The 21419-nt window shown below is 74.4% G+C and carries 18 protein-coding genes and 1 tRNA gene; 7 read left to right on the forward strand and 12 right to left on the reverse strand.

Going from position 1 to position 21419, the window contains the following annotated elements; translation table 11 throughout:
- The first annotated feature begins 122 nt into the window (after window positions 1-122).
- Complete coding sequence (locus tag DE149_RS01240) at window positions 123-587, forward strand: hypothetical protein (protein WP_041103583.1); 465 nt, start codon at window positions 123-125, stop codon at window positions 585-587.
- Between the two features lie 15 nt (window positions 588-602).
- On the opposite strand, the gene DE149_RS01245 is transcribed toward DE149_RS01240, so the two are convergent.
- Together DE149_RS01245 and DE149_RS01250 are read right to left on the reverse strand one after the other, a co-directional pair.
- Window positions 603-2369 (reverse strand): AMP-binding protein, encoded by a 1767-nt coding sequence (locus DE149_RS01245; RefSeq protein WP_113913809.1) that lies wholly within the window; start codon window positions 2367-2369, stop codon window positions 603-605.
- Between the two features lie 220 nt (window positions 2370-2589).
- Window positions 2590-2671 (reverse strand) — tRNA-Tyr (locus DE149_RS01250).
- Window positions 2672-2880: 209 nt separating this feature from the next.
- On the opposite strand from DE149_RS01250, the gene DE149_RS01255 reads away from it, so the two are divergent.
- Window positions 2881-3369, forward strand: coding sequence for a YajQ family cyclic di-GMP-binding protein (locus DE149_RS01255; RefSeq protein ID WP_002856881.1), 489 nt, complete (start codon window positions 2881-2883; stop codon window positions 3367-3369).
- 40 nt (window positions 3370-3409) lie between these two features.
- Window positions 3410-3913 (forward strand): hypothetical protein, encoded by a 504-nt coding sequence (locus DE149_RS01260; RefSeq protein ID WP_036317679.1) that lies wholly within the window; start codon window positions 3410-3412, stop codon window positions 3911-3913.
- 187 nt (window positions 3914-4100) lie between these two features.
- Here DE149_RS01260 and DE149_RS01265 read toward each other — a convergent pair whose 3' ends face one another.
- Complete coding sequence (locus DE149_RS01265) at window positions 4101-5396, reverse strand: MFS transporter (RefSeq protein ID WP_113913810.1); 1296 nt, start codon at window positions 5394-5396, stop codon at window positions 4101-4103.
- A gap of 41 nt (window positions 5397-5437) precedes the next feature.
- The gene (locus DE149_RS01270; protein WP_113913811.1) at window positions 5438-6856 is read right to left on the reverse strand and encodes an FAD-dependent oxidoreductase; all 1419 of its coding nucleotides are present in this window, start codon (window positions 6854-6856) and stop codon (window positions 5438-5440) included.
- Between the two features lie 142 nt (window positions 6857-6998).
- On the opposite strand from DE149_RS01270, the gene rarD reads away from it, so the two are divergent.
- Genes rarD through DE149_RS01285 form a run of 3 tightly spaced genes read left to right on the forward strand, consistent with a single transcriptional unit; the run spans window position 6999 to window position 9016 of the window.
- Window positions 6999-8018, forward strand: coding sequence for an EamA family transporter RarD (gene rarD / locus DE149_RS01275; RefSeq protein WP_095694887.1), 1020 nt, complete (start codon window positions 6999-7001; stop codon window positions 8016-8018).
- Between the two features lie 9 nt (window positions 8019-8027).
- Window positions 8028-8522, forward strand: a complete 495-nt coding sequence (locus DE149_RS01280) for a hypothetical protein (protein ID WP_041104945.1) — start codon at window positions 8028-8030, stop codon at window positions 8520-8522.
- Window positions 8519-9016 carry an HIT family protein gene (locus tag DE149_RS01285; RefSeq protein WP_041104943.1) on the forward strand — a complete coding sequence of 166 codons (498 nt, stop codon included), beginning with the start codon at window positions 8519-8521 and terminating at the stop codon, window positions 9014-9016. Before DE149_RS01280 ends, DE149_RS01285 begins: the two co-directional genes overlap by 4 nt.
- A gap of 43 nt (window positions 9017-9059) precedes the next feature.
- Here the strand turns inward: DE149_RS01285 and DE149_RS01290 are convergent, their stop codons facing one another.
- The 6 genes from DE149_RS01290 to DE149_RS01315 form a co-directional block, all read right to left on the reverse strand.
- Window positions 9060-10124: a polyprenyl synthetase family protein gene (locus DE149_RS01290; RefSeq protein WP_041104941.1), complete on the reverse strand. Its 1065-nt coding sequence runs from the start codon at window positions 10122-10124 to the stop codon at window positions 9060-9062.
- Window positions 10121-11521, reverse strand: coding sequence for a geranylgeranyl reductase family protein (locus tag DE149_RS01295; RefSeq protein ID WP_036318070.1), 1401 nt, complete (start codon window positions 11519-11521; stop codon window positions 10121-10123). The genes DE149_RS01290 and DE149_RS01295 overlap by 4 nt, the downstream gene beginning before the upstream one ends.
- The gene (menD, locus tag DE149_RS01300; protein WP_113913812.1) at window positions 11518-13455 is read right to left on the reverse strand and encodes a 2-succinyl-5-enolpyruvyl-6-hydroxy-3-cyclohexene-1-carboxylic-acid synthase; all 1938 of its coding nucleotides are present in this window, start codon (window positions 13453-13455) and stop codon (window positions 11518-11520) included. Before menD ends, DE149_RS01295 begins: the two co-directional genes overlap by 4 nt.
- 116 nt (window positions 13456-13571) lie before the next feature.
- Window positions 13572-15716: a PhoX family phosphatase gene (locus tag DE149_RS01305; protein WP_199489681.1), complete on the reverse strand. Its 2145-nt coding sequence runs from the start codon at window positions 15714-15716 to the stop codon at window positions 13572-13574.
- Between the two features lie 227 nt (window positions 15717-15943).
- Window positions 15944-17017 carry an o-succinylbenzoate synthase gene (locus DE149_RS01310; protein ID WP_036318002.1) on the reverse strand — a complete coding sequence of 358 codons (1074 nt, stop codon included), beginning with the start codon at window positions 17015-17017 and terminating at the stop codon, window positions 15944-15946.
- A gap of 80 nt (window positions 17018-17097) precedes the next feature.
- Window positions 17098-17784: a hypothetical protein gene (locus tag DE149_RS01315; RefSeq protein ID WP_036317999.1), complete on the reverse strand. Its 687-nt coding sequence runs from the start codon at window positions 17782-17784 to the stop codon at window positions 17098-17100.
- 110 nt (window positions 17785-17894) lie between these two features.
- Between DE149_RS01315 and DE149_RS01320 the strand changes: the two genes are divergently transcribed.
- Window positions 17895-18755: a phosphatase PAP2 family protein gene (locus DE149_RS01320; RefSeq protein ID WP_113913814.1), complete on the forward strand. Its 861-nt coding sequence runs from the start codon at window positions 17895-17897 to the stop codon at window positions 18753-18755.
- A 126-nt stretch (window positions 18756-18881) separates the two neighbouring features.
- On the opposite strand, the gene DE149_RS01325 is transcribed toward DE149_RS01320, so the two are convergent.
- Both DE149_RS01325 and DE149_RS01330 read right to left on the reverse strand, forming a co-directional pair.
- Window positions 18882-20372, reverse strand: a complete 1491-nt coding sequence (locus tag DE149_RS01325) for a dihydrolipoamide acetyltransferase family protein (protein WP_113913815.1) — start codon at window positions 20370-20372, stop codon at window positions 18882-18884.
- Entirely contained in the window at window positions 20369-21418 is a 1050-nt protein-coding gene (locus DE149_RS01330) for an alpha-ketoacid dehydrogenase subunit beta (protein WP_095353660.1), read from the reverse strand. Before DE149_RS01330 ends, DE149_RS01325 begins: the two co-directional genes overlap by 4 nt.
- Between the last annotated feature and the right edge of the window lies 1 nt (window position 21419).

Here is a 21419-nt window from a genome sequence, read left to right on the forward strand (position 1 = left end):
CTCCCCAGCCCCGGCCGGGTCCGGCCGGCCGCCCGCCCCGGGTTCCTAGCGTGGGCGATGCCGCTCCGACCGGTGCGGCGCCGCCGGGACCCTGATGAGTCCCCACCCGGGAGGAGACCGCCATGACCACCGCCTTCGAGCCCCGCCCGCACACCGCCGCCGCCCCGCGCGAACCCGACCCGCACGGCCCCGGCACGCCCGGCTCCCTGCGTCCGGGCGAGCGCGGCTCCGTGCTCATCGTGACCCGCCACCCCGACCCGGACGAGGCCATGCGGCACGCGATGGCCTGGATCACCGCCTTCGAGGAGGACTGCGGCCTCGTGCTGGACACGGACGAGACCGCGCTCTACGCCGTCGGCCGAGCGGGCGACCTGGGTGAAGCCCTGCGTCGCGGCCCCCTGGTCCACGAGGACGGCAGCCCCGCCGACACCTCCGCGTTCGTGGACGCGGTGCTCGCGGACGGCACGTGGCGCCTGCGCGACGCCGACCCGCGGGCGTGGTCGACCACGTACCGTGCCACGATCCTGGGCGCCGCCCCCGAGGCGGTCTGCACCATCTGGGACGTGTTCCCGCTGCCCGCCGCCTGAGGGTGACGGTCGTCGTCAGCCCGCACCCTGGGCGTGGGCCTGGGCGTGGGCCTGGGCCTGGACGACCTTCGCGCCCTCTTCGCGCAGCTCGACCTTGCGGACCTTGCCGGAGACGGTCATGGGGAAGGCGTCGAGCACGCGGACGTAGGCCGGGATCTTGAAGTGCGCGATCCGGCCCGTGGCGAACTCGCGGACGGCGTCCACGGTGAGCGGCTCGACGCCGTCCTTCATGATCACGCAGGCCATGAGCTGCTCGCCGTACTTCTCGTCCGGCACGCCCACCACCTGGACGTCCTGGATGTCCGGGTGGGTGTAGAGGAACTCCTCCACCTCGCGCGGGGAGATGTTCTCGCCGCCGCGGATCACGAGGTCCTTGATGCGGCCCTCGATGCGCACGGAGCCGTCCTCGTCCATGGAGGCGAGGTCGCCGGAGTGCATCCAGCCGTCGGCGTCCAGCACCTCGGCGGTCTTCTCGGGGGCGTCCCAGTAGCCGAGCATCACGGAGTAGCCGCGGGTGCACAGCTCGCCCGTGGCCCCGCGCGGGACGACCTCACCGGTGGCGGGGTCCACGATCTTCGTCTCCACGTGGGGCATGGTGCGGCCGACGGTCTGGGTGCGCACCTCCAGGGAGTCGTCGCGGCGGGTCATGGTGGACACGGGCGCGGTCTCCGTCATGCCGTAGCAGATGGCGACCTCGGACATGTGGAACCGGTCGATGACCTTCTTCATCACCTCGACGGGGCACGTGGAGCCGGCCATCACGCCGGTGCGCAGCGTCGTCAGGTCCAGCTCGTCCGCCTCGGGCCGGGCGAGCATGGCGATGAACATCGCCGGCACGCCGTACAGGCTCGTCGCGCCGGTGGCGGCCACGGCCCGCAGCGCCGAGACCGGCTCGAAGCTGCGCGCCGGGATGACGGCGAGCGAGCCGTGGGAGACGGTGGCGATCACGCCGATCACCATGCCGAAGCAGTGGAAGAACGGCACCGGGATCACCACGGTGTCCTCCTCCGTGTAGCCCAGCAGCTCGCCGATGTGGAAGCCGTTGTTCAGCACGTTGCGATGCGTCAGCGTGACGCCCTTGGGGAAGCCGGTGGTGCCCGAGGTGTACTGCAGGTTCACGGGGTCCGCCGGCCGGGTGGCGGCCTCGCGCGCGGCCAGGTCCTCGTCCGAGACCCGCGCGGCCCCGGCCAGGAAGGCGGCCCACGTGCCCTCGGCCACGGGATCGGCGGCGTGCCGGCCGGCCACGTCACCGTCCTGCACGTGGGCGTAGGCGTCCTCGCCGCTCCCGGCCGGCAGCATGATCAGCTGCCGCAGGTGCGGCGCCGACTCACGGGCCACGGCCCGCGCGGTGGCGGGCGGGTCCATGCGTGCGTCCGCGCAGGCCACCACCAGCCCGCGCATGTCGCACTGCTCGACCACGTACGTCAGCTCGTGGGCGCGGTACGCCGGGTTGAGGTTCACGAGGATGACGCCGGCGCGTGCCGCGCCGTAGAGCAGCGAGACCCACTCGGCGACGTTGGGGCTCCACATCCCGATCCGGTCCCCCGCCTCGTAGCCCGCAGCCATGAGCGCCTTGGCCACCGTCACGGACTCCTCCCGCAGCTGCCCGTAGGTCCAGGTGCGTCCGGTGGCAGGGTCCCCGTCCGGTCCACACTCCAGGAGGGCGGCGCGGTCGGCGAACCGGCGGGCGGTGTCGTCGAGGTTCTGGGCCAGGGTCTGCTCGAGCAGCTCGACGTCGGTCGGTCCCTGGGTGAAGGACTCGGGGGCGGTGGACTCGGTCATCGGGCGCTCCTCGCGGACGGTCGGGCGACGCCGCACGGCGTCACGATGCACGGCCGTGCCGCCGCCGGACCGCGGAGGGCATCGGGTGTGACACGGACCACAGGCAGGCTACGTCGCCTGGCGGGAGGCCGCCACCTCCCGGGGCGGGGACGCGGGGTGTGCCACGGCCCCGGACGGCAGAAGACCCCGGGACCGTACGGTCCCGGGGTCTTCGTTCCGGTGGCAGATACTGGATTCGAACCAGTGAAGGCAGTGCCAGCTGATTTACAGTCAGCCCCCTTTGGCCGCTCGGGAAATCTGCCGTGCCACCCGGCGGCTGCCGGACGTCTCGAGGACGACCGCACCGGTCGGGCGAGAGTCCACTGTACAGCATCTCCGCGCCACGCCGCCAATCGGCCCGGGACCGCGTCCGTCGTCCCCGGTAGGCTGGCCCGCAGAGCGCTCCGCGCGGCCCCGCAGTGGCCGTCGACGACGGGCGCGCCCCGTCCGCAGACCCTGAAGGAGAGCACCCGTGGCCAGCGATTCCACGTTCGACGTCGTCAGCAAGGTGGACAGCCAGGAGGTGTCCAACGCCCTGAACCAGGCGCAGAAGGAGATCGCCCAGCGCTACGACTTCAAGGGCGTCGGCGCCGAGATCGACTTCTCCGGCGAGAAGATCCTCATGAAGGCCTCCTCCGAGGAGCGCGTCAAGGCCGTCAAGGACGTGTTCGAGTCCAAGCTCGTCAAGCGCGGCATCTCCCTCAAGTCCCTCGACGCCGGCGCCCCGTTCGCCTCCGGCAAGGAGTACCGCATCGAGGCGACCATGAAGGAGGGCATCGACCAGCCCACCGCGAAGAAGATCACCAAGCTGATCCGCGACGAGGGCCCCAAGTCCGTCAAGGCCCAGATCCAGGGGGACGAGCTGCGCGTGTCCTCCAAGTCCCGCGACGACCTGCAGTCGGTCATCGCGATGCTCAAGGACTTCGAGGACGCGGACCTGCAGTTCGTGAACTTCCGCTGATCCGCACGCCGTCTCCCCTCCGAGCCCACCAGGAGTCCCCATGCTGTACCTGATCGACCCTCGCGGGGCCGTGTGGTCCGCCGACACCACGATCGGCCGGGCGCGGGCCCGGGCCCGCGTGGACGGCCGCCCGGTCGACGACCTGAAGTTCACCAAGGCCGCCATGCTCCTGACCTTCGAGGACCATGTGGACCTCGCGCTGCGTCACGGCATCGCCGCCCCGCGCGGCCTCCTCCTCGACCACGGGTTCGTGGCCCAGGTGCTCGCCCCCGCGAACCTGAAGGCCCAGCGCGCCAACCAGGACGCGATCGCCGAGCAGCTCGCGGTGGTGGAGCGTCGCACGGAGGACGTCGGATCGCTGCGCTCCCACCGGCACGCGGCCGCCTACGAGGGCGCGGACCAGGATCTGGAGCGCCGCATCAAGAAGGCGGAGGAGGCGGCCCGCGAGACGCTCCAGGCGGCCCCGGACGAGGACCTCGTCCGCCACTGGACGCGCCTGGGCGGCGCGGTGCCGGCCACGCTCCAGGCCGACCGCGACCGCTGACCCGCCGGCCGCCGTCGTCGTGGTGGCTCCCGTGGACGGCGGCTCAGGCTGCCGCGAGCCAGACGTTTCGGCGGTTTCGCGGCCCGATCTGCAGCAGAATCATCTGGCTCACGGGCAGAAACGTCTGGCTCGGCGCTCCTCGGCGGTCGCGGGCTCGCAGCCTCCCGCCACGGAACCCCGCGCCCGCTCAGGGTGTGGGGTTCCGCGCGTCGTAGCGCAGGAAGCCGGGCTGCCACCGCATCAGCGCGGTCACGCCGAGCATGCACAGCACACCGCCGGCCAGCAGGGTCGGCCCCTCCCCCAGGCCCACGGAGGCGCCGCCGGTGAGCAGCTCGCCCAGGCGCGGCCCGCCCGCCACCACGACGACGAACACGCCCTGCAGCCGGCCGCGCAGGTGGTCCGGGGTCGCGGACTGCAGGATCGAGCCGCGGAAGACGCCGGAGAGCGAATCCGCGGCCCCGCCCACCGCCATGCACAGCGCGGCGAGGGCGAACGCGAGCGTGAGGCGGGGATCGCCGTCGGGCAGGGACTGCGCCCACCACACCACGCCGCCGAACGCGGCCACCGCCGCGCCCCACACGAGGATCGAGACGTACACGCCCCAGCCCTGCGCATGCAGGCGTGTGAACGGCGCGGAGAACAGCCCCGCGAGGAACGCGCCCGCCGCCATCGCGGCCAGCAGCACCCCGACGGCGGCCTCACCGCCGCCGAGCACCACGGCGCCGATGGCGGGCAGCAGGGCGCGCGGGAACGCCGTCGTCATGGCCACGATGTCCGCCAGGAAGGTCATCCGCAGGTTCGGTCGCGAGCCGAGGAAGCGCAGGCCCTCGACCACCGAGGCCAGGCCCCAGCGCGCCCCCGAGGCGGGCGCGGCCTCGCCCCGCTGCGGCGGCAGGGACGGCAGCCGCCACACGGCGTACAGGGCGGCGAGGAAGGTGACGACGTCGATCGAGTAGGTCCACGCGTAGCCGACCGCCGCCACGAGCACGCCGCCCAGCATGGGGCCGACCATGAGGGCCACGGAGAACGTCATCATGTTCAGCGCGTTCGCCGCCGGCACGAGCGGCAGGCCCACGAGCGCGGGGATGATCGCGCCGCGGGTGGGCTGGTTGATGCCGGACGCGCCGGAGTGCAGGGCCACGAGGGCGTACAGCACCGGCACCGACTCGAGCCCGGCCCAGGCCTGCGCGGCGATGCCGACCGTGGTCAGCCACATGACGGCCGACGAGGTCAGCGCGACGCGGCGGCGGTCGTGCCGGTCTGCGATCGCGCCGCCGTACAGGCCCGCGACCACGAGGGGCACGAGCGCGGCGAGGCCGAGCAGGCCCACCGCGAACGAGGAGCCGGTCAGGGCGAACACCTCGAGGGACACCGCCACGAGCGTGAGCTGCGTGCCCACGTACGAGAGCGTGTTGCCGAGCCACAGCCGCCGGTAGGCGGGTGAGACCCGCAGCGGGGTGATGTCGACGAGGAGGCGGGCCACCCCGGAAGCCTAGCGCCGGGGCGGCCAGGGCCCGCCCCGGATCAGGCGGTCGGGACGGAGGCCCCGTCGCGGGAGATGCGGGTCATCTCCTCCCGGTCCACGACCTTCACCCGCTCCCGCGCCACCGGACCGGCCTCCGTCGCCTGCGCACCCAGGGACTTCTCATGCTCATCCAGAGCATGCCAACCGGCCCACGTCGTGTACGGGACCTCTCGGGACTCCAGCAGCTCGATCACCGACTCCTCCGACGGCTCCTGGGCCGTCCACAGCCCCGGCTCGTCCTCGATCAGATGCTTGATCGTCTCCAGGGAGTCACCCTTGGTGTGCCCGATCAACCCCACCGGGCCCCGCTTGATCCACCCCGAGGCGTACAGACCCGGCACCGGGGCGCCGTCCGCGTCCAGCACCCGGCCTTCCGCGTTCGGGATCACCCCGCGCACCTCATCGAACTCCACCCCCTCCACCGGGGACCCGAAATAGCCCACCGCCCGGTAGATCGCCTGCACCGGGTAGTCCACGGTCTCCCCCGTCGGGCGGACCCCACCGGAACCGTCCAGCTCCATTCGGCGCATCCGCAGACCGTCCACCCGGCCGTCGCCGTCCTCGTCCAGGAACTCCTCGGGGGCCTGCAGGAAATGCAGGTGCAGCCGACGCGAGGCGCTCTGCTGACGGTCCTCCTGCTCCATGAGCCAGTTCGTCAGCGTCCCCACCATGGTGCGGACCTGGTTGTTCTCCTCGATCGCCTTCTCCGAGGCCGCATCGAAGTCGAAGTCCTCCTCGTACAGCACGATGTCCACATCCCGGGAGTGCGCCAGCTCCCGCAGCTCCAGCGGGGTGAACTTCACCTGCGCCGGCCCGCGCCGACCGAACACGTGCACGTCCGTGACCGGGGAGGCGGCCAGGTCCCGGTACACGTTGTCCGGGATCTCGGTGGGCAGCAGGTCCTCGGCATGCTTGGACAGGATCCGGGCCACATCCAGGGCCACGTTCCCGTTGCCGATCACCGCCACCTGCGTGGCCTCCAACGGCCAGTGCCGCGGCACATCCGGGTGCCCGTCATACCAGGACGCGAAGTCGGCGCCACCGAACGAGCCGGCCAACTCCACCCCGGGAACGTCCAGGGCCGCGTCCCGCACGGCACCGGTGGAGAACACGATCGCGTCGTAATGCCGACGCAGATCCGCCAGGCTCAGGTCCGTGCCGTAGTCCACGTTCCCGAGGAAACGGATGTCCCCGCGGTCCATGACCTTGTGCAGGGCGGTGACGATGCCCTTGATGCGCGGGTGGTCCGGGGCCACCCCGTAGCGGATGAGGCCGAACGGGGCCGGGTACCGGTCGAACAGGTCGATGCTGACCCGGAAGTCCCGTTCCTCCTTGGTCAGGATGTCCGCCGTGTACACCCCGGCGGGTCCGGCACCGATGATGGCGATGCGCAACGGGCGGTCAGGGCGAACGGTCACGGTGGGTGGGTCCTTTTCGACGACGGCGGGGCACGCCGGCGGAGCGCGGGGCAAGGCCCGGCACCGGCGCGCGGGATCGACCCCCCAGTCTACCGCCGTGACCGGGAGGAACCTGGGTGAGAGTGCTCACCCGGACCGTACAGTGGTCCGCGTGAGCCCCTCCTCCCCCGCTGTCCGGCCCGGCGTGACCCCCGACGGCGCCGCCCCCGACACCGGCGCCCTGCCCACCGTCTCCCCCGCCCCGGCCGATGACCCGCGTGGGCTGGCCCTCGGCTTCACCGCCTACTTCGTGTGGGGCCTGCTGCCGCTCTACATGGCGGTGCTCGCGCCCGCCGGGGCCCTGGAGATCGTGGTGGTGCGCATCGGCTTCGCCCTGATCTTCTGCCTGCTGCTGCTGACCGTGATGCGCCGCCTGCGCGAGCTGGGGACGGCGCTGGCCACGCCCGGCCGCTGGGGCACCACGGGTCTGGCCGCCGGGATCATCGCGGTGAACTGGCTGCTGTACGCGGTCTCGGTCACCACGGGCAACGTGCTCCAGGCGTCGCTGGGCTACTTCATGAACCCGCTGGTGAATGTCCTGCTCGGCGTGCTCTTCCTCGGGGAGCGGCTGCGGCGGGGCCAGTGGGTGGCCGTCGGGATCGCGGTGGCCGCCGTCGTCGTGATGTCCGCGGCGATGGGGCAGGTGCCGTGGATCGCGCTCGGGCTGGCCACCTCGTTCGGGCTCTACGGCTTCGTGAAGAAGCGCTTGCCCTCCCCCGTGCACGCGGTGACCGCGATGACCGCCGAGACCGTGGTGCTGATCCCCGTGTTCGTGGTGGGCAGCGTGCTGCTGGCGCAGGCCGGGCTGCTCACCACCGTCACCGAGGGGCCCGGCCACTTCTGGCTCATGGCCGGGCTCGGCGTGCTCACCGCCGTTCCGCTCATCCTGTTCTCGGCGGCGGCCCGCTCCCTGACGCTGACCACGCTCGGGATGCTGCAGTACACGGCGCCCATCCTGCAGTTCCTCGTGGCGGTCACGGTCCTCGGCGAGCAGATGCCCGCGGCCCGCTGGGCGGGCTTCGGGCTCATCTGGCTCTCGCTGGCGGTCTTCACCCTCGACCAGCTGAACGCCTCCCGCCTGCAGCGTCGGGCGGTCCGGGCCGGGCAGGGCGCGCACGCCTAGACTGGCGGCATGCCCGCCAAGCCCCCCGCCCCCGTGTACCTCCCGGCCTTCCAGCGGCTCGTCCCGGACCTGCTGGGCGACGCCTGGGCCGAGGACGACGGCCTCGCCCCCGCCGACGTCGACGCCCGGCTGGCCCAGTCCCCCGCGGCGGAGCAGCTCGGCGCCGGGCTCATGATCCCGGCTGCTCTCCGCGAGTTCTACCTCGCCCTGGGCAACTGCGGCGACCTCATGGAGACGGACCACTACGTGTGGGACCCCGAGGACCTCGAGGTGCGGGACGGCTTCCTCATGTTCCTGGAGGATGCGGACGAGACGGTCGTGTGGGGCCTGCCGGTGGACAACCTGGCGTTGCCGGACCCGCTGGTGTGGCGGCGCTCCGCCGGCGCCGACGCGCCCGAGGGCGAGTGGCAGGACGAGGGCGGCACCTTCAGCGAGTTCCTGACGGACCTGCTCGCGTGGACCTTCGAGGACCCCGAGGACGACGACGAGGGGCCGGACCGGTGACCGCGCCCGCCCCGGTCTCCCACGCCCCGGACGGCTACGTCTGCCCGTTCTGCGGGCTCGTGGCCGGCGACGTCTCCGACCCGGGCAACCGCTGCGAGCTCGGGGACACCGTCTACCAGGACGAGGACCTGATCGTGCTGATCGCCGTGGACGGGTTCGGCGACCACGAGGGCCACGCCATGGTCTGCCCGGCCGAGCACTACGAGAACCTCTACGACCTGCCCCCGCGCGTGCTGCAGCGCATCGCCCTGATGGCCCAGCAGGTGGCGCTGGCCATGAAGCGCGCGTGGGCCCCGGACGGGGTCTCCACGCGCCAGCACAACGAGCCCGCCGGCAACCAGCACGTGTGGCACTACCACCTGCACGTGTTCCCCCGCTTCGAGGGGGACATGCTCTACCGGCAGCTGCGCCACCCGGTGGCCCCGGAGGTCCGCGCCGGCAAGGCGCGGGAGCTCGCGGCCGCGCTGGACCCCGCCCCGACCCGCCTGGACTGAGCGGCCTCCCCGGATCGAGGCGGCGACGCCGCCGACCGCGGCGTCAGGCCGAGCGCCCGACCACGTAGTCGGCGAACGCCTCGAGCGCCGCCTTCACGGCGGAGTCCGGCAACGGGTCGAGCGCCTGCTTGGCCTGCTCCGCCCAGCCGCGGGTGATCGCCCACGCCTCGTCGATGGCGGGGTGGCCCGTGAGCGCGGCGACGGCGGCGGCCAGCTGCTCGTCGGTGTCGAGCGGCCCGTCCACGAGCGCGCGCACCCGGCGGGCGTCCTCGGCCTCCGGCCCTTCGCCCTGCGCGGCGCGGGCCAGCAGCAGCGTGGTCAGGGTGGGCACGCGCTCGCGCAGGTCCGTGCCGGGGACCTTGCCGATCCGCTCGGCGTTGCCGGTGAGGTCGATCAGGTCGTCGGCGAGCTGGAAGGCCAGGCCCACCTTCTCGCCGTATGCGCGCATCACCTGGACGGCGGCCTCGTCGGCCCCGCCCAGCAGCGCGCCGAGCATGCCGGCCGCGGCGATCAGCGAGCCGGTCTTGCCGGAGAGCACCGCGTAGTAGTGCTCGATCGGATCCGCGCCCTCGGCCGGGCCGCGAGTCTCCCACAGCTGGCCCTGCACGAGGCGTTCGAAGGTGTCCGCCTGGATCTGCACGGGCCGCGGGCCGAGCTCGGCCATGAGCTGGGAGGCGCGGGCGAAGATCAGGTCGCCGGCCAGGATCGCCGCCGAGTTTCCCCACAGTCGGTGGGCGGCGGGGGCGCCGCGGCGCACGGGGGCCTCGTCCATCACGTCGTCGTGGTACAGCGTGGCCAGGTGCGTCAGCTCCATCACGACGGCGGCCTGGCGGGCGGGCGCGTCCACGTCGGCGACCTCGCCGGAGGCCAGGGCGGGGTCGCCCAGGAGGGAGGCGAGCACCGTCAGGACCGGACGGACCCGCTTGCCGCCGGCGGCCAGCAGGTGGTGGGCGGCGGTGTCGGAGAAGAGGTCGTCGAAGCCGAGGGCGCTGTCCAGCTGCTCCTCGACCTGCTCGAGCGCGGTCAGCACGACCTCCAGGACACGGCCATGCTCGGCGAGGGGTTCGAAGCCGGAGGGCAGGGCGAAGCCGGGGTCTGCGGTGGTCACCGGGCAAGCCTACCCAACGGCGCGCCGCCCGCGGTCGTCAGCGCGGGGGTGAGCGCCTCGAGCACGCGGACGGCCCGGTCGACGGCGTCGCCGCCCCGCGCGTCCACCGTGTTGCCCATGACCTTCACCGCGGCCCGCAGCAGCGGGGGTGCGGCCATCCCGGCGCCCAGCGCCGCCTTCATCACGCGCGGATCGCCGATCAGGCGGGCGAACCGGGCGCCGAGGGCGAAGTGGCGGCCCCACAGGTGCTGGGTGATCACCGGGTAACGGGACAGGATCGCGTCCGCGGCGCCGTCGGTCCCGGCCGCGTGCGCCTGCACCGCCAGCTCCGCGGCGAGGCGGGCCGCCTCCATCGCGAACCCGATGCCCTCGCCGTTGAACGGGGACACCATGCCGGCCGCGTCGCCCACCAGGAGCATGCCCGGCACGTGCTGCGGGGTGCGGTTGAACGCCATCGGCAGGGCCGCGCCGAGGATCCGCGAGGTGCGCGTCTGCTCGGCGATCCCCCAGTCCGCGGTGAGCGCCCCGGTCCAGGACTTCAGCAGCCCGCGGTAGTCCAGCTTCCCGAACTGCGGGGAGGTGTCCAGGATGCCCAGGCCCACGTTCACGGTGCCGTCCGCGAGCGGGAACAGCCAGCCGTAGCCGGGCAGCGGGTTGCCCTCGGCATCCGGCAGGCGCAGCCAGGACTCCATCCACTCCCCCCGGTCGCCGGGCGGGGCGGGGATCGCCCCGTCGACGGCGGCGCCGGCGGTGTAGTAGGCCCGCACGGCCACGCCCATGGGCCGGTCCTCGCGGCGGTGCAGGCCCGCGGAGACGGCGGCGCGGGCGGAGACGCCGTCGCACGCGAGCACGATCGGTGCGGTGAAGCGGGCGGTCTCCCCGGTCTTGCGGCCGTTCGGCGCGATCAGCTCCGCGTCCAGCCCGACCACGCGTCCGGCCTCGTCCCGCACGACGCCGGTGACGGCGTGCCGCTCGCGGACCTCGGCGCCGCGGGTGCGCGCCAGGTCCGCCAGGAGGGCGTCGAAATCGCGGCGGGTGCGCGTGAGCGCGTAGTCCGGCCACGTCTGGGTGGGCGCCCACGGCACGTCCACGCTGCGCTCGCCCGCGCGCAGCCGCAGGCCGCGGATGACGCGCCAGCCGCCGTCGTCGCCGGGCTCACCCCGGTGGGGCACGCCGAGCAGCTGCAGCTCCCGGACCGCCTGCGGGGTCAGGCCGTCGCCGCAGACCTTCTCACGCGGGTGCGCGGTCTTCTCGAGCACCACCACGTCCAGCCCCGCCGCGGCGAGGTGGGCGGCGGCGGTGGCGCCGGCGGGGCCGCAGCCGGAGATCAGCACGTCGGCACGGCGCACGACGGCGGGGGTCGAGGCGGGCGCGGGCGACGTCGGCGTGCCGGTCACTGGGGGGCCTCCTCGGCGGCGAGCTCGGCGGTGGGCGGGGCGGGGGCCGGGCCGGCGTCCGGCGCGGGGTCCGGGACGGGGCACGCGGGCGGGAACGTGGCGCGCACCGCCGCGGCCAGGGCGGCGGCGACGCGCGGGCGGTCGGCGCGGTCGCAGCGGACCTCGAGCAGACGCCGGCCGCGCACCGGGTCGGACAGGGCCCGGACGAGGTCGACGCGGTCGGTGACCCGCGTGTGCGGGAGGCCGTACGCGGCGGCCAGGGCGGCCAGGTCCACGCCGTGCGGGGTGCCGAAGAGCCGTTCGACGGGGTCCGCCATGCCGGGCGCCTCGGCCACGGCCCCGTGTTCGAGGCTCGCGAAGATCGCCCCGCCGTCGTCGTTGACGACCACGAGGTCGAGGTCCGGCTCGGTCTCGGTGGGGCCCACGAGCAGGCCGCCCGCCTCGTGCAGGGCGGTGAGGTCGCCGAGCAGGGCCACGGTCCGCCGTCCGCGCGCCAGTGCGACGCCCGCGGCCGTGGAGACGGTCCCGTCGATCCCGGCGAGCCCGCGGTTGGCGTACACCTCCGCGTCCGGCGCCGAGGGGGGCCGCCAGGTCAGGTCCACGTCCCGGATCACCGAGGACGAGCCCAGCACGAGCGGACCCCGGACCATGGCGGCGCTCACGTGCGCCACCGTCTGCGGGCTGAGCCGGTCGCCGGCGTCGGTGGTGACGAGCGCGTCCTCCACGGCGGCCTGGGCGCGCATCGAGGCGTGCTGCCACGCGGCGAGCCAGCCGGGCTCGCCCTGCCCGGCGAAGGCGGCGAGCTCCTCGAGGGTCTCCACGGGCGTCTCCCGGCGCCGGCCCGGCTCGAACCATGGTGCGGGCTCGGGGGCGTGCAGGGCCGTGGCGACGTCGGGGCGGGCCAGCAGGGCGTTGACCGTCCGGGTGAGCGTGGGCCGGCCGAACAGCACGACCCGTTCGATGCGGGCGGCAAGGGGGTGTGCGTCCGCGTCGCGCCCGCCGGCCGCGCCCAGCAGGAGCGGATAGGCGGCGATGGCGTTGGCGGAGAACCGCGCGTTCGAGGACGGCTCGGCCAGCAGGGGCAGGCCCAGGGACAGCGCGAAGGCCGCGGCCACGGGGCCGGCGCCGTGGCAGGCCAGCACGACGGTGCGCCGCTGGTCCAGGCGGGCGACGTCCAGCTCGGGCAGCCCCGAGAGCACCGCCCCGGGCGCCCGGTAGGTCGACGCGGCGGGGGCCGGGCTCGCGCCGGTCGGGGCGACGGCCGGAGCAGGGGTGTGCGGCGCCGCGGCGGCGCCCATGGCGGCCGCCTCCTCAGGGCTCGGCACGAGCGGGTCGCGGAAGTGCAGGTTCAGGTGGACGGGCCCGGCCGGGGCCTCTGCCATCGTCACCGGACCGGGCGCGCCGTCGTCGGAACCGGCCTCGGCGACGACCCCCTCGGCCGCCAGCAGGGCCCGGCGCACGGTGGCCCGCACGTGGCGCAGATGCTGCTCGGCATCCACGCCGTCGGCGGCGTCGCAGCCGAGGGAGGCGGCATGGCGGACGTGCGTGCCGAACACGCCCCTCTGGTCCGTGGTCTGGTTCGCGCCGGTGCCGTGCAGCTCGGGCGGACGATCCGCGGTCAGCGCGATCACGCGCGTGCCGGCGTGGATGGACTCCATCAGGGCGGGCAGCAGGTTCCCGACGGCGGTGCCCGAGGTGGTCAGCACGCCCACCGGGCGCCCCGAGGCCAGCGAGAGCCCGTGGGCGAGGAAGCCGGCCGAGCGCTCGTCCACCCGCACGTGCAGGCGGACCTCGCCGGCGCGCTCGAGGGCCGCGAGCGCGTAGGCCAGCGGGGCGGAGCGGGAGCCGGGGCAGACCACCGCGTCCCGCATGCCGGCGTCGATCAGGGCGGTGGCGACGGCGCGCGCCACGGAGAGGGAGTCGACGGAGGTCATGGTGGCCACCAGTCTAGGCCCGGGCGCGGACGGGCCCCGGACGCGGCGAGGCCGCCACGGTGACGCGGTGGCGCCGGCCGTGACGGCCTCGTCGAGGGTCCTCGCGGAGGCGGGGGTCAGCCCTTCGGGCCCTTGCCGTTGCCGTTGCCCTTGCCGTTGCCCTTGCCGTTGCCCTTGCCCTTGTTGCCCTTCTCCTTGCCGGCGCCCTTGCCGATGCCGTTGTTCCCGGTGGCGTTGAACACCTGGACGACGCACGGACGCGGGGCTGCGACCTTGTCGCCCACCTGGACCGGGCCGGTCGGGCTCAGGAAGTCCGGGAAGGAGGAGGTGTGCGCGCCCCAGGTGCCGTCCTCGCCCGGGTGCTGGACGTTGACGAACACGGAGTTGTCGCGGTCGTGGATCACGGGGCCGCAGGTCTCGGCGTCGCGGGGGACAGCGAGGAACTGCTGGACGCGGCCGCGCTCGGCGCCGTCGAGGGTGACCTTGTGCAGCGCGTCGGCGTAGCCGATGGTGCCGGGCTGGCCGTCGGTGGAGATCCAGAGGTTGCCCTCGGAGTCGAACGCCAGGTTGTCCGGGCAGGAGATCGGGGAGACCTTCTCCTTCGGGTAGCCGGCGAAGTAGGCCGAGGAGGAGACCGCCGGGTCGCCGGCGAGCAGCAGGATGACCCAGGTGAAGGTGGTGGAGGTGTGATCCCCGCCCCGCTCGGTGATCTCGATGACGTGGCCGTCGCGGTTGCCGATGACCGGGTTGGCCTCGTCCACGGCGGTGCGCTTGGTGTTGTTGGTCAGGGCCGCGTAGACCTTGCCGGTGACCGGGTTGGTCTCGACGTCCTCCGGGCGGTCCATCTTGGTGGCGCCCATCTTGTCTGCCGCGAGGCGGGTGTAGACGAGGACCTCGGCCAGGGACATGCCCGGGACGAAGGACGTCTTCTCGTCGGCCAGGGCGATCCACTCGCCGGAGCCGTCGAAGGCGCCGTCCGAGGGCAGGGTGCCCCTGCCGTCGATCTGGGCGGCCGGGGAGTCGCCGGAGAACTTGGCCACGTAGAGGGTGCCCTTGTCCATCAGGCGCATGTTGTGCTTCTTGTCGCCCTCGCGGACCTTCTCGGCGGAGACGAACTTGTACAGGTAGTCGTGGCGCTCGTCGTCGCCGGAGTAGACCACGGCGTGGCCGGACGGGGAGATCACGGCGGTGCCGGCCTCGTGCTTGAAGCGGCCCAGGAGGGTGTGCTTCACGGGCGTGGAGGTCGGGTCCTCGGGGTCGATCTCGACGACCCAGCCGAAGCGGTTGGCCTCGTTCTCGTAGCCGCGCTTGGTCAGGTCGAAGCGGTCGTGGACCTTCTCCCAGCCGCGGCTGGTGGCGGCGGCGGAGATGCCGTAGCGCTTCTCCTCGGCCGTGCCGCGGCCCTTGAAGTACTGGTTGAAGTTCTCCTCGCCGGAGAGCACGGTGCCCCACGGGGTGGTGCCGCCGGCGCAGTTGTTCAGGGTGCCCAGCACGCGGGTGCCGGTCGGGTCCTCGACGGTCGTGAGCAGCGCGTGGCCGGCGGCCGGGCCGCGGACCTCGAACTCGGTGGTGCCGGTGATGCGGCGGTTGCGGCGGCCGCCGCGGACGTACTCCCACGGGGCGCCGCGCTTGGCGCGCTTGAGGTCCACGATGGACAGGCCGTGGGCCTGGAGGCCGACGTTGACGACGTCCTCGAAGTTCGAGGCGATGTACTCCGGGGAGAACATGATGTTCTCGTTGGTGTACTCGTGGTTGGAGACGAGGTAGCCGGAGCGGTCGTTGCCGCCGTCGGTGATGATGTTCAGGTAGTCGTTGTTGTAGCCGAACTGGGCGGCCTGCGACGCACCGGTCTGGTGCTCGATGTCGAACTCCGGGGAGTCGGCGAACAGCGGGTCGCCCCAGCGGATCACGGTGCCCCAGTCGTAGCCCTCCGGCACGGTCATGGTGTCCACGGTGCGGCTCACCGGCGCGATGGGCTCGAAGGGGAGCTTGCCGCCGCCGGTCGGGCGCCGGCCGTTGTCCGCGAGCGCCTCGGGGGCCTGGGCCACCTGGGAGCCGATGACGACGGCGGCGGCGAGACCGGTGCCGCCGACCAGGGCGGAGCGGCGCGAGATGGCGGTCTCCGCGATCTGCTGGAAGGTCGGGTTCGCCGAGGTGTTGGGCACCGGGTGGGCGCACGCGTTGCCGCACTTGAGCTCGCACGTGACGGCGGAGCGGTTGCCACGGGTGTGGCCGGCCATGGGGAGGAGGCGCTTCAGCATGACGGGGTCCTTCGCGTCGTGGGGATGGTCCGGGGTCCGGTGCCGGGCCGGAGACGACCCCGGGGTGAGACCGGCCGGGGCCGCCATCACCTTGGCCCCTCGCTCCGAGCGGCGAGCCACGCCCAGGTGGCCGCGAGTTGAACTCTTCCCGGCCGCCGGATTTCGCCCCGTCGACATGCTGTAATCCGGCTCACATGCCCCGCGTCGACGGGGACCGGGCGGGCTCGTCAGCCCTGCGCGGCCAGCACCGCGTGGGCCGCGCGCAGGCGGTCGGCCCACCACGCCTGCCGCGTCCCGTCCGCCCGGATGCGGTCGAGCAGCTCCGGGTCGGGGGCGGGTGCCCGCTCCCCCGGTGCCGGGAGGGCCCCCGCGCGCGGGCGCCAGGCCGGGGCGACGACGTCGTGCTCGAAGAGGGCCGCGGTGCCGAGCCCGCACGCGTGCGGCAGGGACGGCAGGCAGGCGGCGAGCGCGGCGCCGCCGGCGATGCCCACGGAGGTGTCCAGCGCGGAGGAGACCACCGCGGGCAGCCCCGCGGCCGCCACGATCGCCGCGGCGCGGCGCACGCCCCCGAGCGGCTGGACCTTCACCACGATCAGGTCCGCGGCCCCGGCGGCCGCGACGGCGAGCGGGTCCTCGGCCTTGCGGACCGCCTCGTCCGCGGCGATCGGGGTGGGGACGCCCCGGGCGCGCAGCTCCGCGCGGACCTCCGCGAGGGCGGTGATGCCGGGCACGGGCTGCTCCGCGTACTCGAGGCCGACGTCGGCCAGCGCGGTGAGCACGTCGACGGCCTCGGCGGGCGTCCAGCCGGCGTTGGCGTCGACGCGGACCTGCGCGTGGGGCAGCAGCGCGCGCACCCGCCGCACGCGGGCCAGGTCGGCCTCGCGGCCGCCGGGGACGAGACCGCCCTCGGGTCCGTGCTCGGCCACCTTGACCTTGACCGCGGTGATGCCGTCGCCGTAGCGGGCCAGGACGGCCTCGACGTCGTCCGCGGCCACCGCGGGCACGGTGGCGTTGACGGGGACGGTCTGGCGGACCGGGCCGGGCCAGCCCTGCCAGCCGGCCTCGATCGCGGCGGCCAGCCACGCGGCGCACTCGTGCGGACCGTACTCCGGGAACGGGGAGAACTCGGCCCAGCCCGCCGGGCCGCGCAGCAGCAGGGCGTGACGGAGGTCCGTGCCGCGGAACCGCACGCGCATCGGCAGGGCGACCGCGACTGCGTCGGCCAGCAGCTCCTCGACGCTCGGCAGGGCGGGACCGCCCGGCGCGCCGGGCAGCGGGGGCAGGGCGGGGGCGGTGCTCATGCGGCCAGTGTAGGAAGGGCGCTCGGCTCCCGTTCCGACGGGCGCCGGCGGGGTGGGACTGTCTGTGTCGGCGCCGACGCTCAGACGGCGCGGAGGTAGCCGAGGGCTCGGGCCAGGTCCACGGCGCGGTCGTGGGCGCCGAGCACCCCCTCCAGGCCGGCGACGACGGCGGCCGTCACCTCCTCGGTGAGATGCCAGTCGGCGGTGAACGGGTCGTCGAAGCGCGCCCACGCCGTGCCCACGGCCGCGAGCGCGCGGGTCATCTCGGTGAGGTCCCGGAAGACCGGTCGCGGCTCGTCCAGGCGGTCCTCCCAGCCCTCGTCTCCCGGGGCCATGAGCACCTGGCCGGTGGAGGCCGCGTGGATGAACGGGTCGGCGCCCTGCTTGGCCACCACGGTCCAGTCGTCGTTCCAGTCCACCAGCAGCGCACCGGTTCGGGGGTTCCACCGGTAGCCGGCCTGCTCGTCCCACAGGCGGTCCAGCGGGAAGAACATCACGGGCAGGCCGAGGGTGTCGATCTCCAGCCACTCCGGTCCCACGTAGCGGTAGAAGTCGGCCAGGTCCGGGGCGAGGGGCTCCTCGGCGGCCCACTCGATGGGCTCCTGCCGGCTCAGCCGGCCGAAGGGGGCCAGGGCGTCCCGGGCGGCCAGCAGGTCCTCGGCCGAGAGACGGGGCCGGGCGCCCGGCTCGACGCCCGGGCCGTGAGCCGAGCCGGTGGAGTCGCGGAGGGCCGGGCGATGTCCGTGGGCGGGGGGCACGCGGGTCATGGCCCCAGGCTAGGCAGGCGGCTCAGGGGCGCGGAGGACGGGACGGCGACGGGGGCGTGACCGTCCGATGAAGCCTGCATGACGGCTGCGCGTCCGACACAATGGAACCCATGCCCCCCACCGCCCGCGCCCCCCGCCGCCTCCCCTCGTGGACGTGGTGGCTGGCGCTGGCCGCGTGCGTGGCCGGCGTCGTGCTGGTCTACGCCGCCCTGGTGTGGTCCTCCGCCGGCCAGGTGCTCGAGTACCAGGTGTTCCGCGCCGTCGAGGAGCGCTACGCGGACACCGTGCCGGACGTGGCCTCCCAGGTGGTGCGGATCCTGCCGCTCGGGCTGGCGGTCGGCATGGCGCTGGCCTCGCTCGGCGCGCTCGCCGTGGCCCGGTGGCGGCGGCGGGGGCTGCTCGCCCTCCTCGTGCTGGTCGGGTCCAACCTCACCACGCAGCTGCTCAAGGCGGCGCTTCCGCGGCCCGAGCACGCCGACGGGGTCCCGTGGTCCGGCGGCAACTCACTGCCCTCGGGCCACATGACGCTCGCGACGGGCGCCGCGGTGGCCGCGCTGCTGCTCGTGCCCGCCCGGTGGCGACCGCTCACCACCGTCCTCGGCGCCGTGGTCAGCGCCTGCACCGGCGCCGTCGCCTACACGGAGGCCTGGCACCGGCCGTCGGACATGGCCGCCGCGGCGCTCGTGTCCACCGCCTGGGGGCTGCTCGCCGTGCCGTTCGCCCGGTACGACGGCGCACCGCGGCCCGCACCACGCGGCGCCCGCGGCGTGGAGGCCACGCTCTGGTCCCTGGGCGTCGCGGGCCTGGCGGCCGGGTTGACGCTGCTGGCCCTCACCCTCGACACCCCCGCGACCAGCGGCGCCGGCCCCCACCCGGCGGCCGAGCCGGCCGGGATCCTGCTCAGCGCCTCCCCCGCGGTCCTGCTGTGGGGCGCGCTCGGCACGGCCTTCCGCCGCGGCCGCGCGGACTGACCCCTCCCCGCACGCTCACCGCACCCCCGCCAGACGACGAGCCCTGCGATGTGGCGGCCATCCGCGAGGAATGGCCGCCACATCGCAGGGCTCGTCAGGGGTCGGGGCGGGCCGGGCCCGTCCGGATCAGATCCGGGCGAGGGCCGCCGTCGGATCGTGGAGGCAGTCCGCCACGAACGTGAGGAACGCGCTCGCGGTGGCGCCGTCGGTGACGCGGTGGTCGAAGGTCACGGTCATCTCGGTGACCTTGCGGACCACGATCTCCCCGTCCACGACCCACGGGCGGTCGATGATCCGGCCGATGCCGAGCATCCCGACCTCGGGCACGTTGATGATCGGCGTGGCGCCGTCCGTGCCCAGCGGGCCGTAGTTGTTCAGCGTGAACGTGCCGCGGGTGAGCTCGGCCGGGGCGGCCCGGCCCGCGCGGGCGCGGCTGACGGTGTCGTTGATCGCGGCGGTGAGCTCGTCCGCGGACAGCTTCTCCGCGTGCTCGACGGACGGCACCATGAGGCCGCGGTCGGTCTGCACGGCCAGGCCGAGGTGGACGCCGTCGACCTCCACAATCTCGTCCTTGCCGTCCGCCCCCGCCTCGATGCGCGCGTTCATCACCGGGTACCGGCGCAGGCCGGCCAGGGTGAAGCGGGCGATCAGGCCGAGCAGCGAGGGCGCGTTCTCCGAGTCCTTCGCCTTGAGCGAGGCCCGCAGCTCGAGCAGGGCGGTGACGTCCACGTCCAGCCACGCCGTGACCTCCGGGACCTCGCGGCGCGAGCGGGAGAGCTGGTCCGCGATCACCTTGCGCACCCCCGAGATCGGGGTGCGGGCGACGACGGCCAGGCCGGTCCGCCCGTCCACGGCGCCCGGCTGCGCGGCGGCCTCGGCCGCCGGGACGGCTGCGACCAACGGGGCCTGGGCCGGGGCGGCCTGCAGGGCGGAGCCCTCGGCCGCGGCGAGCACGTCGGCGCGGGTGATTAGGCCGTCCGGGCCCGTGCCGGTCAGCGCGGCCACGTCCACGCCCTTCTCGCGGGCGAGCTTGCGGACGATCGGGGAGGTCACGCGCGGGGCGCCGGCCCCGGCCGTGGGGGCCGGTGTCGGGCGGGCGGCGCCGCGGCCGCGCTTGGACGGACGGCTGCGGGAGGTGGCCCTGTGGCCGGAGGTGCCGTAGCCGATGAGCACGGCGCCGGAGGCCTCGTCGTCGGAGCCGGCGACGTCGCCGTCGCCGCCGCGGGCCTTGTCCGGCTTCGGCTGGACGCCGGCCATCTCCTCCTCGCGGTAGCTCAGCGCGCCGGGGCGGGCGGCCTCGGCAGCGGCCGCACCGGTGGCCGGCGGGACGGCCAGGGCCTCGGTGCCGGCGGCGGGCGCGGAGCCCTCACCGGACTCGCCGGCCGCGCCGATGGTGATCAGCGGGCTGCCGACGTCCATGGTCTCGCCCTCGGCGCCGTGCAGGGTCAGCACGGTGCCGGCGTACGGGCTCGGCACCTCGACGAGGGCCTTGGCGGTCTCGACCTCGACCATGGGCTGGTCGACGGCCACGGTGTCGCCCTCGGCGACGAGCCAGCGGACGATGTCGGCCTCGGTCAGGCCTTCGCCCAGGTCGGGCAGCAGGAAGGTGTTGCTCATGCGCGGGCCTCCTCGGCGTCCAGGTCCCAGTTCAGGTCGTCGATCGCGTCCAGGATGCGGTCGATGTTCGGCAGGTGGTGCTCCTCGAGCTTCGGCGCGGGGAACGGGATGTCGAAGCCGGTCACGCGGCCCACGGGCGCCGCCAGCGAGTGGAAGCAGCGCTGCTGGATCCGGGCCACCAGCTCGGAGGCCACGGACGCGAAGCCCTGCGGCTCGGCGACGACGACGGCGCGGCCGGTCTTGGCGACCGAGGCGGCCATCGTGTCCTCGTCCAGCGGGTTCACGGTGCGCAGGTCCACGACCTCCACCGAGAGCCCCTCCTCCGCGGCCGCGTGGGCGGCGGCGAGGCAGGTGGGCACGGAGGGGCCGTAGGAGACGAGGGTGACGTCCGTGCCCTCGCGGACGACGGCGGCGCGCGCCCAGGCCTCGCCGTGCTCCTTCTTGTCCTCGACGCGGGCCCAGCCCTCCTCGAACTCGGCGCGCAGCTGGTCGAGGTCGAGCTCGGCCTTGGTCCAGTACATCTTCTTGGGCTCCATGAAGACCACCGGGTCGTCCAGGCGGATGGCCGAGCGCAGCATCATGTACGCGTCCTTCACCGAGGCCGGGGTGTACACCTTCAGGCCCGGGGTGTGCGCGTAGTAGGACTCGGACGAGTCGCAGTGGTGCTCCACGCCGCCGATGCCGCCGCCGTAGGGGATGCGGAGGGTGATCGGCATGGGCGTGGCGCCCTTGGTGCGGTTGCGCATCTTGGCCACGTGCGAGGCGATCTGCTCGAAGGCCGGGTACGCGAACGCGTCGAACTGCATCTCGATCACGGGGCGGGCGCCGCCGAGGGCCATGCCCACGGCCATGCCCGCGATGCCGGACTCGGCCAGCGGGGTGTCGAAGCAGCGCTCCTCGCCGAAGCGCGCGGTCAGCCCGTCCGTGATGCGGAAGACGCCGCCGAGGGTGCCGACGTCCTCGCCGAACACCACCACCATGTCGTCGGCGGCCATCTCGTCGGCCAGCGCCGCGTTGAGCGCGGCGGCGAAGGTCAGGGTCGCCATG

It is taken from the genome of Micrococcus sp. KT16 (genome assembly GCF_003315015.1).
GTDB classification, from domain to species: Bacteria; Actinomycetota; Actinomycetes; order Actinomycetales; family Micrococcaceae; genus Micrococcus; species Micrococcus luteus.

Coding starts and splice junctions, on each gene's coding strand:
- DE149_RS01245 (WP_113913809.1), bottom strand. CDS start 2,369: ATGACCGAGTCCACCGCCCCCGAGTCCTTCACCCAGGGACCGACCGAC.
- DE149_RS01330 (WP_095353660.1), bottom strand. CDS start 21,418: ATGGCGACCCTGACCTTCGCCGCCGCGCTCAACGCGGCGCTGGCCGAC.
- DE149_RS01325 (WP_113913815.1), bottom strand. CDS start 20,372: ATGAGCAACACCTTCCTGCTGCCCGACCTGGGCGAAGGCCTGACCGAG.
- DE149_RS01315 (WP_036317999.1), bottom strand. CDS start 17,784: ATGACCCGCGTGCCCCCCGCCCACGGACATCGCCCGGCCCTCCGCGAC.
- menD (WP_113913812.1), bottom strand. CDS start 13,455: ATGACCTCCGTCGACTCCCTCTCCGTGGCGCGCGCCGTCGCCACCGCC.
- DE149_RS01240 (WP_041103583.1), top strand. CDS start 123: ATGACCACCGCCTTCGAGCCCCGCCCGCACACCGCCGCCGCCCCGCGC.
- DE149_RS01310 (WP_036318002.1), bottom strand. CDS start 17,017: ATGAGCACCGCCCCCGCCCTGCCCCCGCTGCCCGGCGCGCCGGGCGGT.
- DE149_RS01320 (WP_113913814.1), top strand. CDS start 17,895: ATGCCCCCCACCGCCCGCGCCCCCCGCCGCCTCCCCTCGTGGACGTGG.
- DE149_RS01260 (WP_036317679.1), top strand. CDS start 3,410: ATGCTGTACCTGATCGACCCTCGCGGGGCCGTGTGGTCCGCCGACACC.
- DE149_RS01305 (WP_199489681.1), bottom strand. CDS start 15,716: ATGCTGAAGCGCCTCCTCCCCATGGCCGGCCACACCCGTGGCAACCGC.
- DE149_RS01280 (WP_041104945.1), top strand. CDS start 8,028: ATGCCCGCCAAGCCCCCCGCCCCCGTGTACCTCCCGGCCTTCCAGCGG.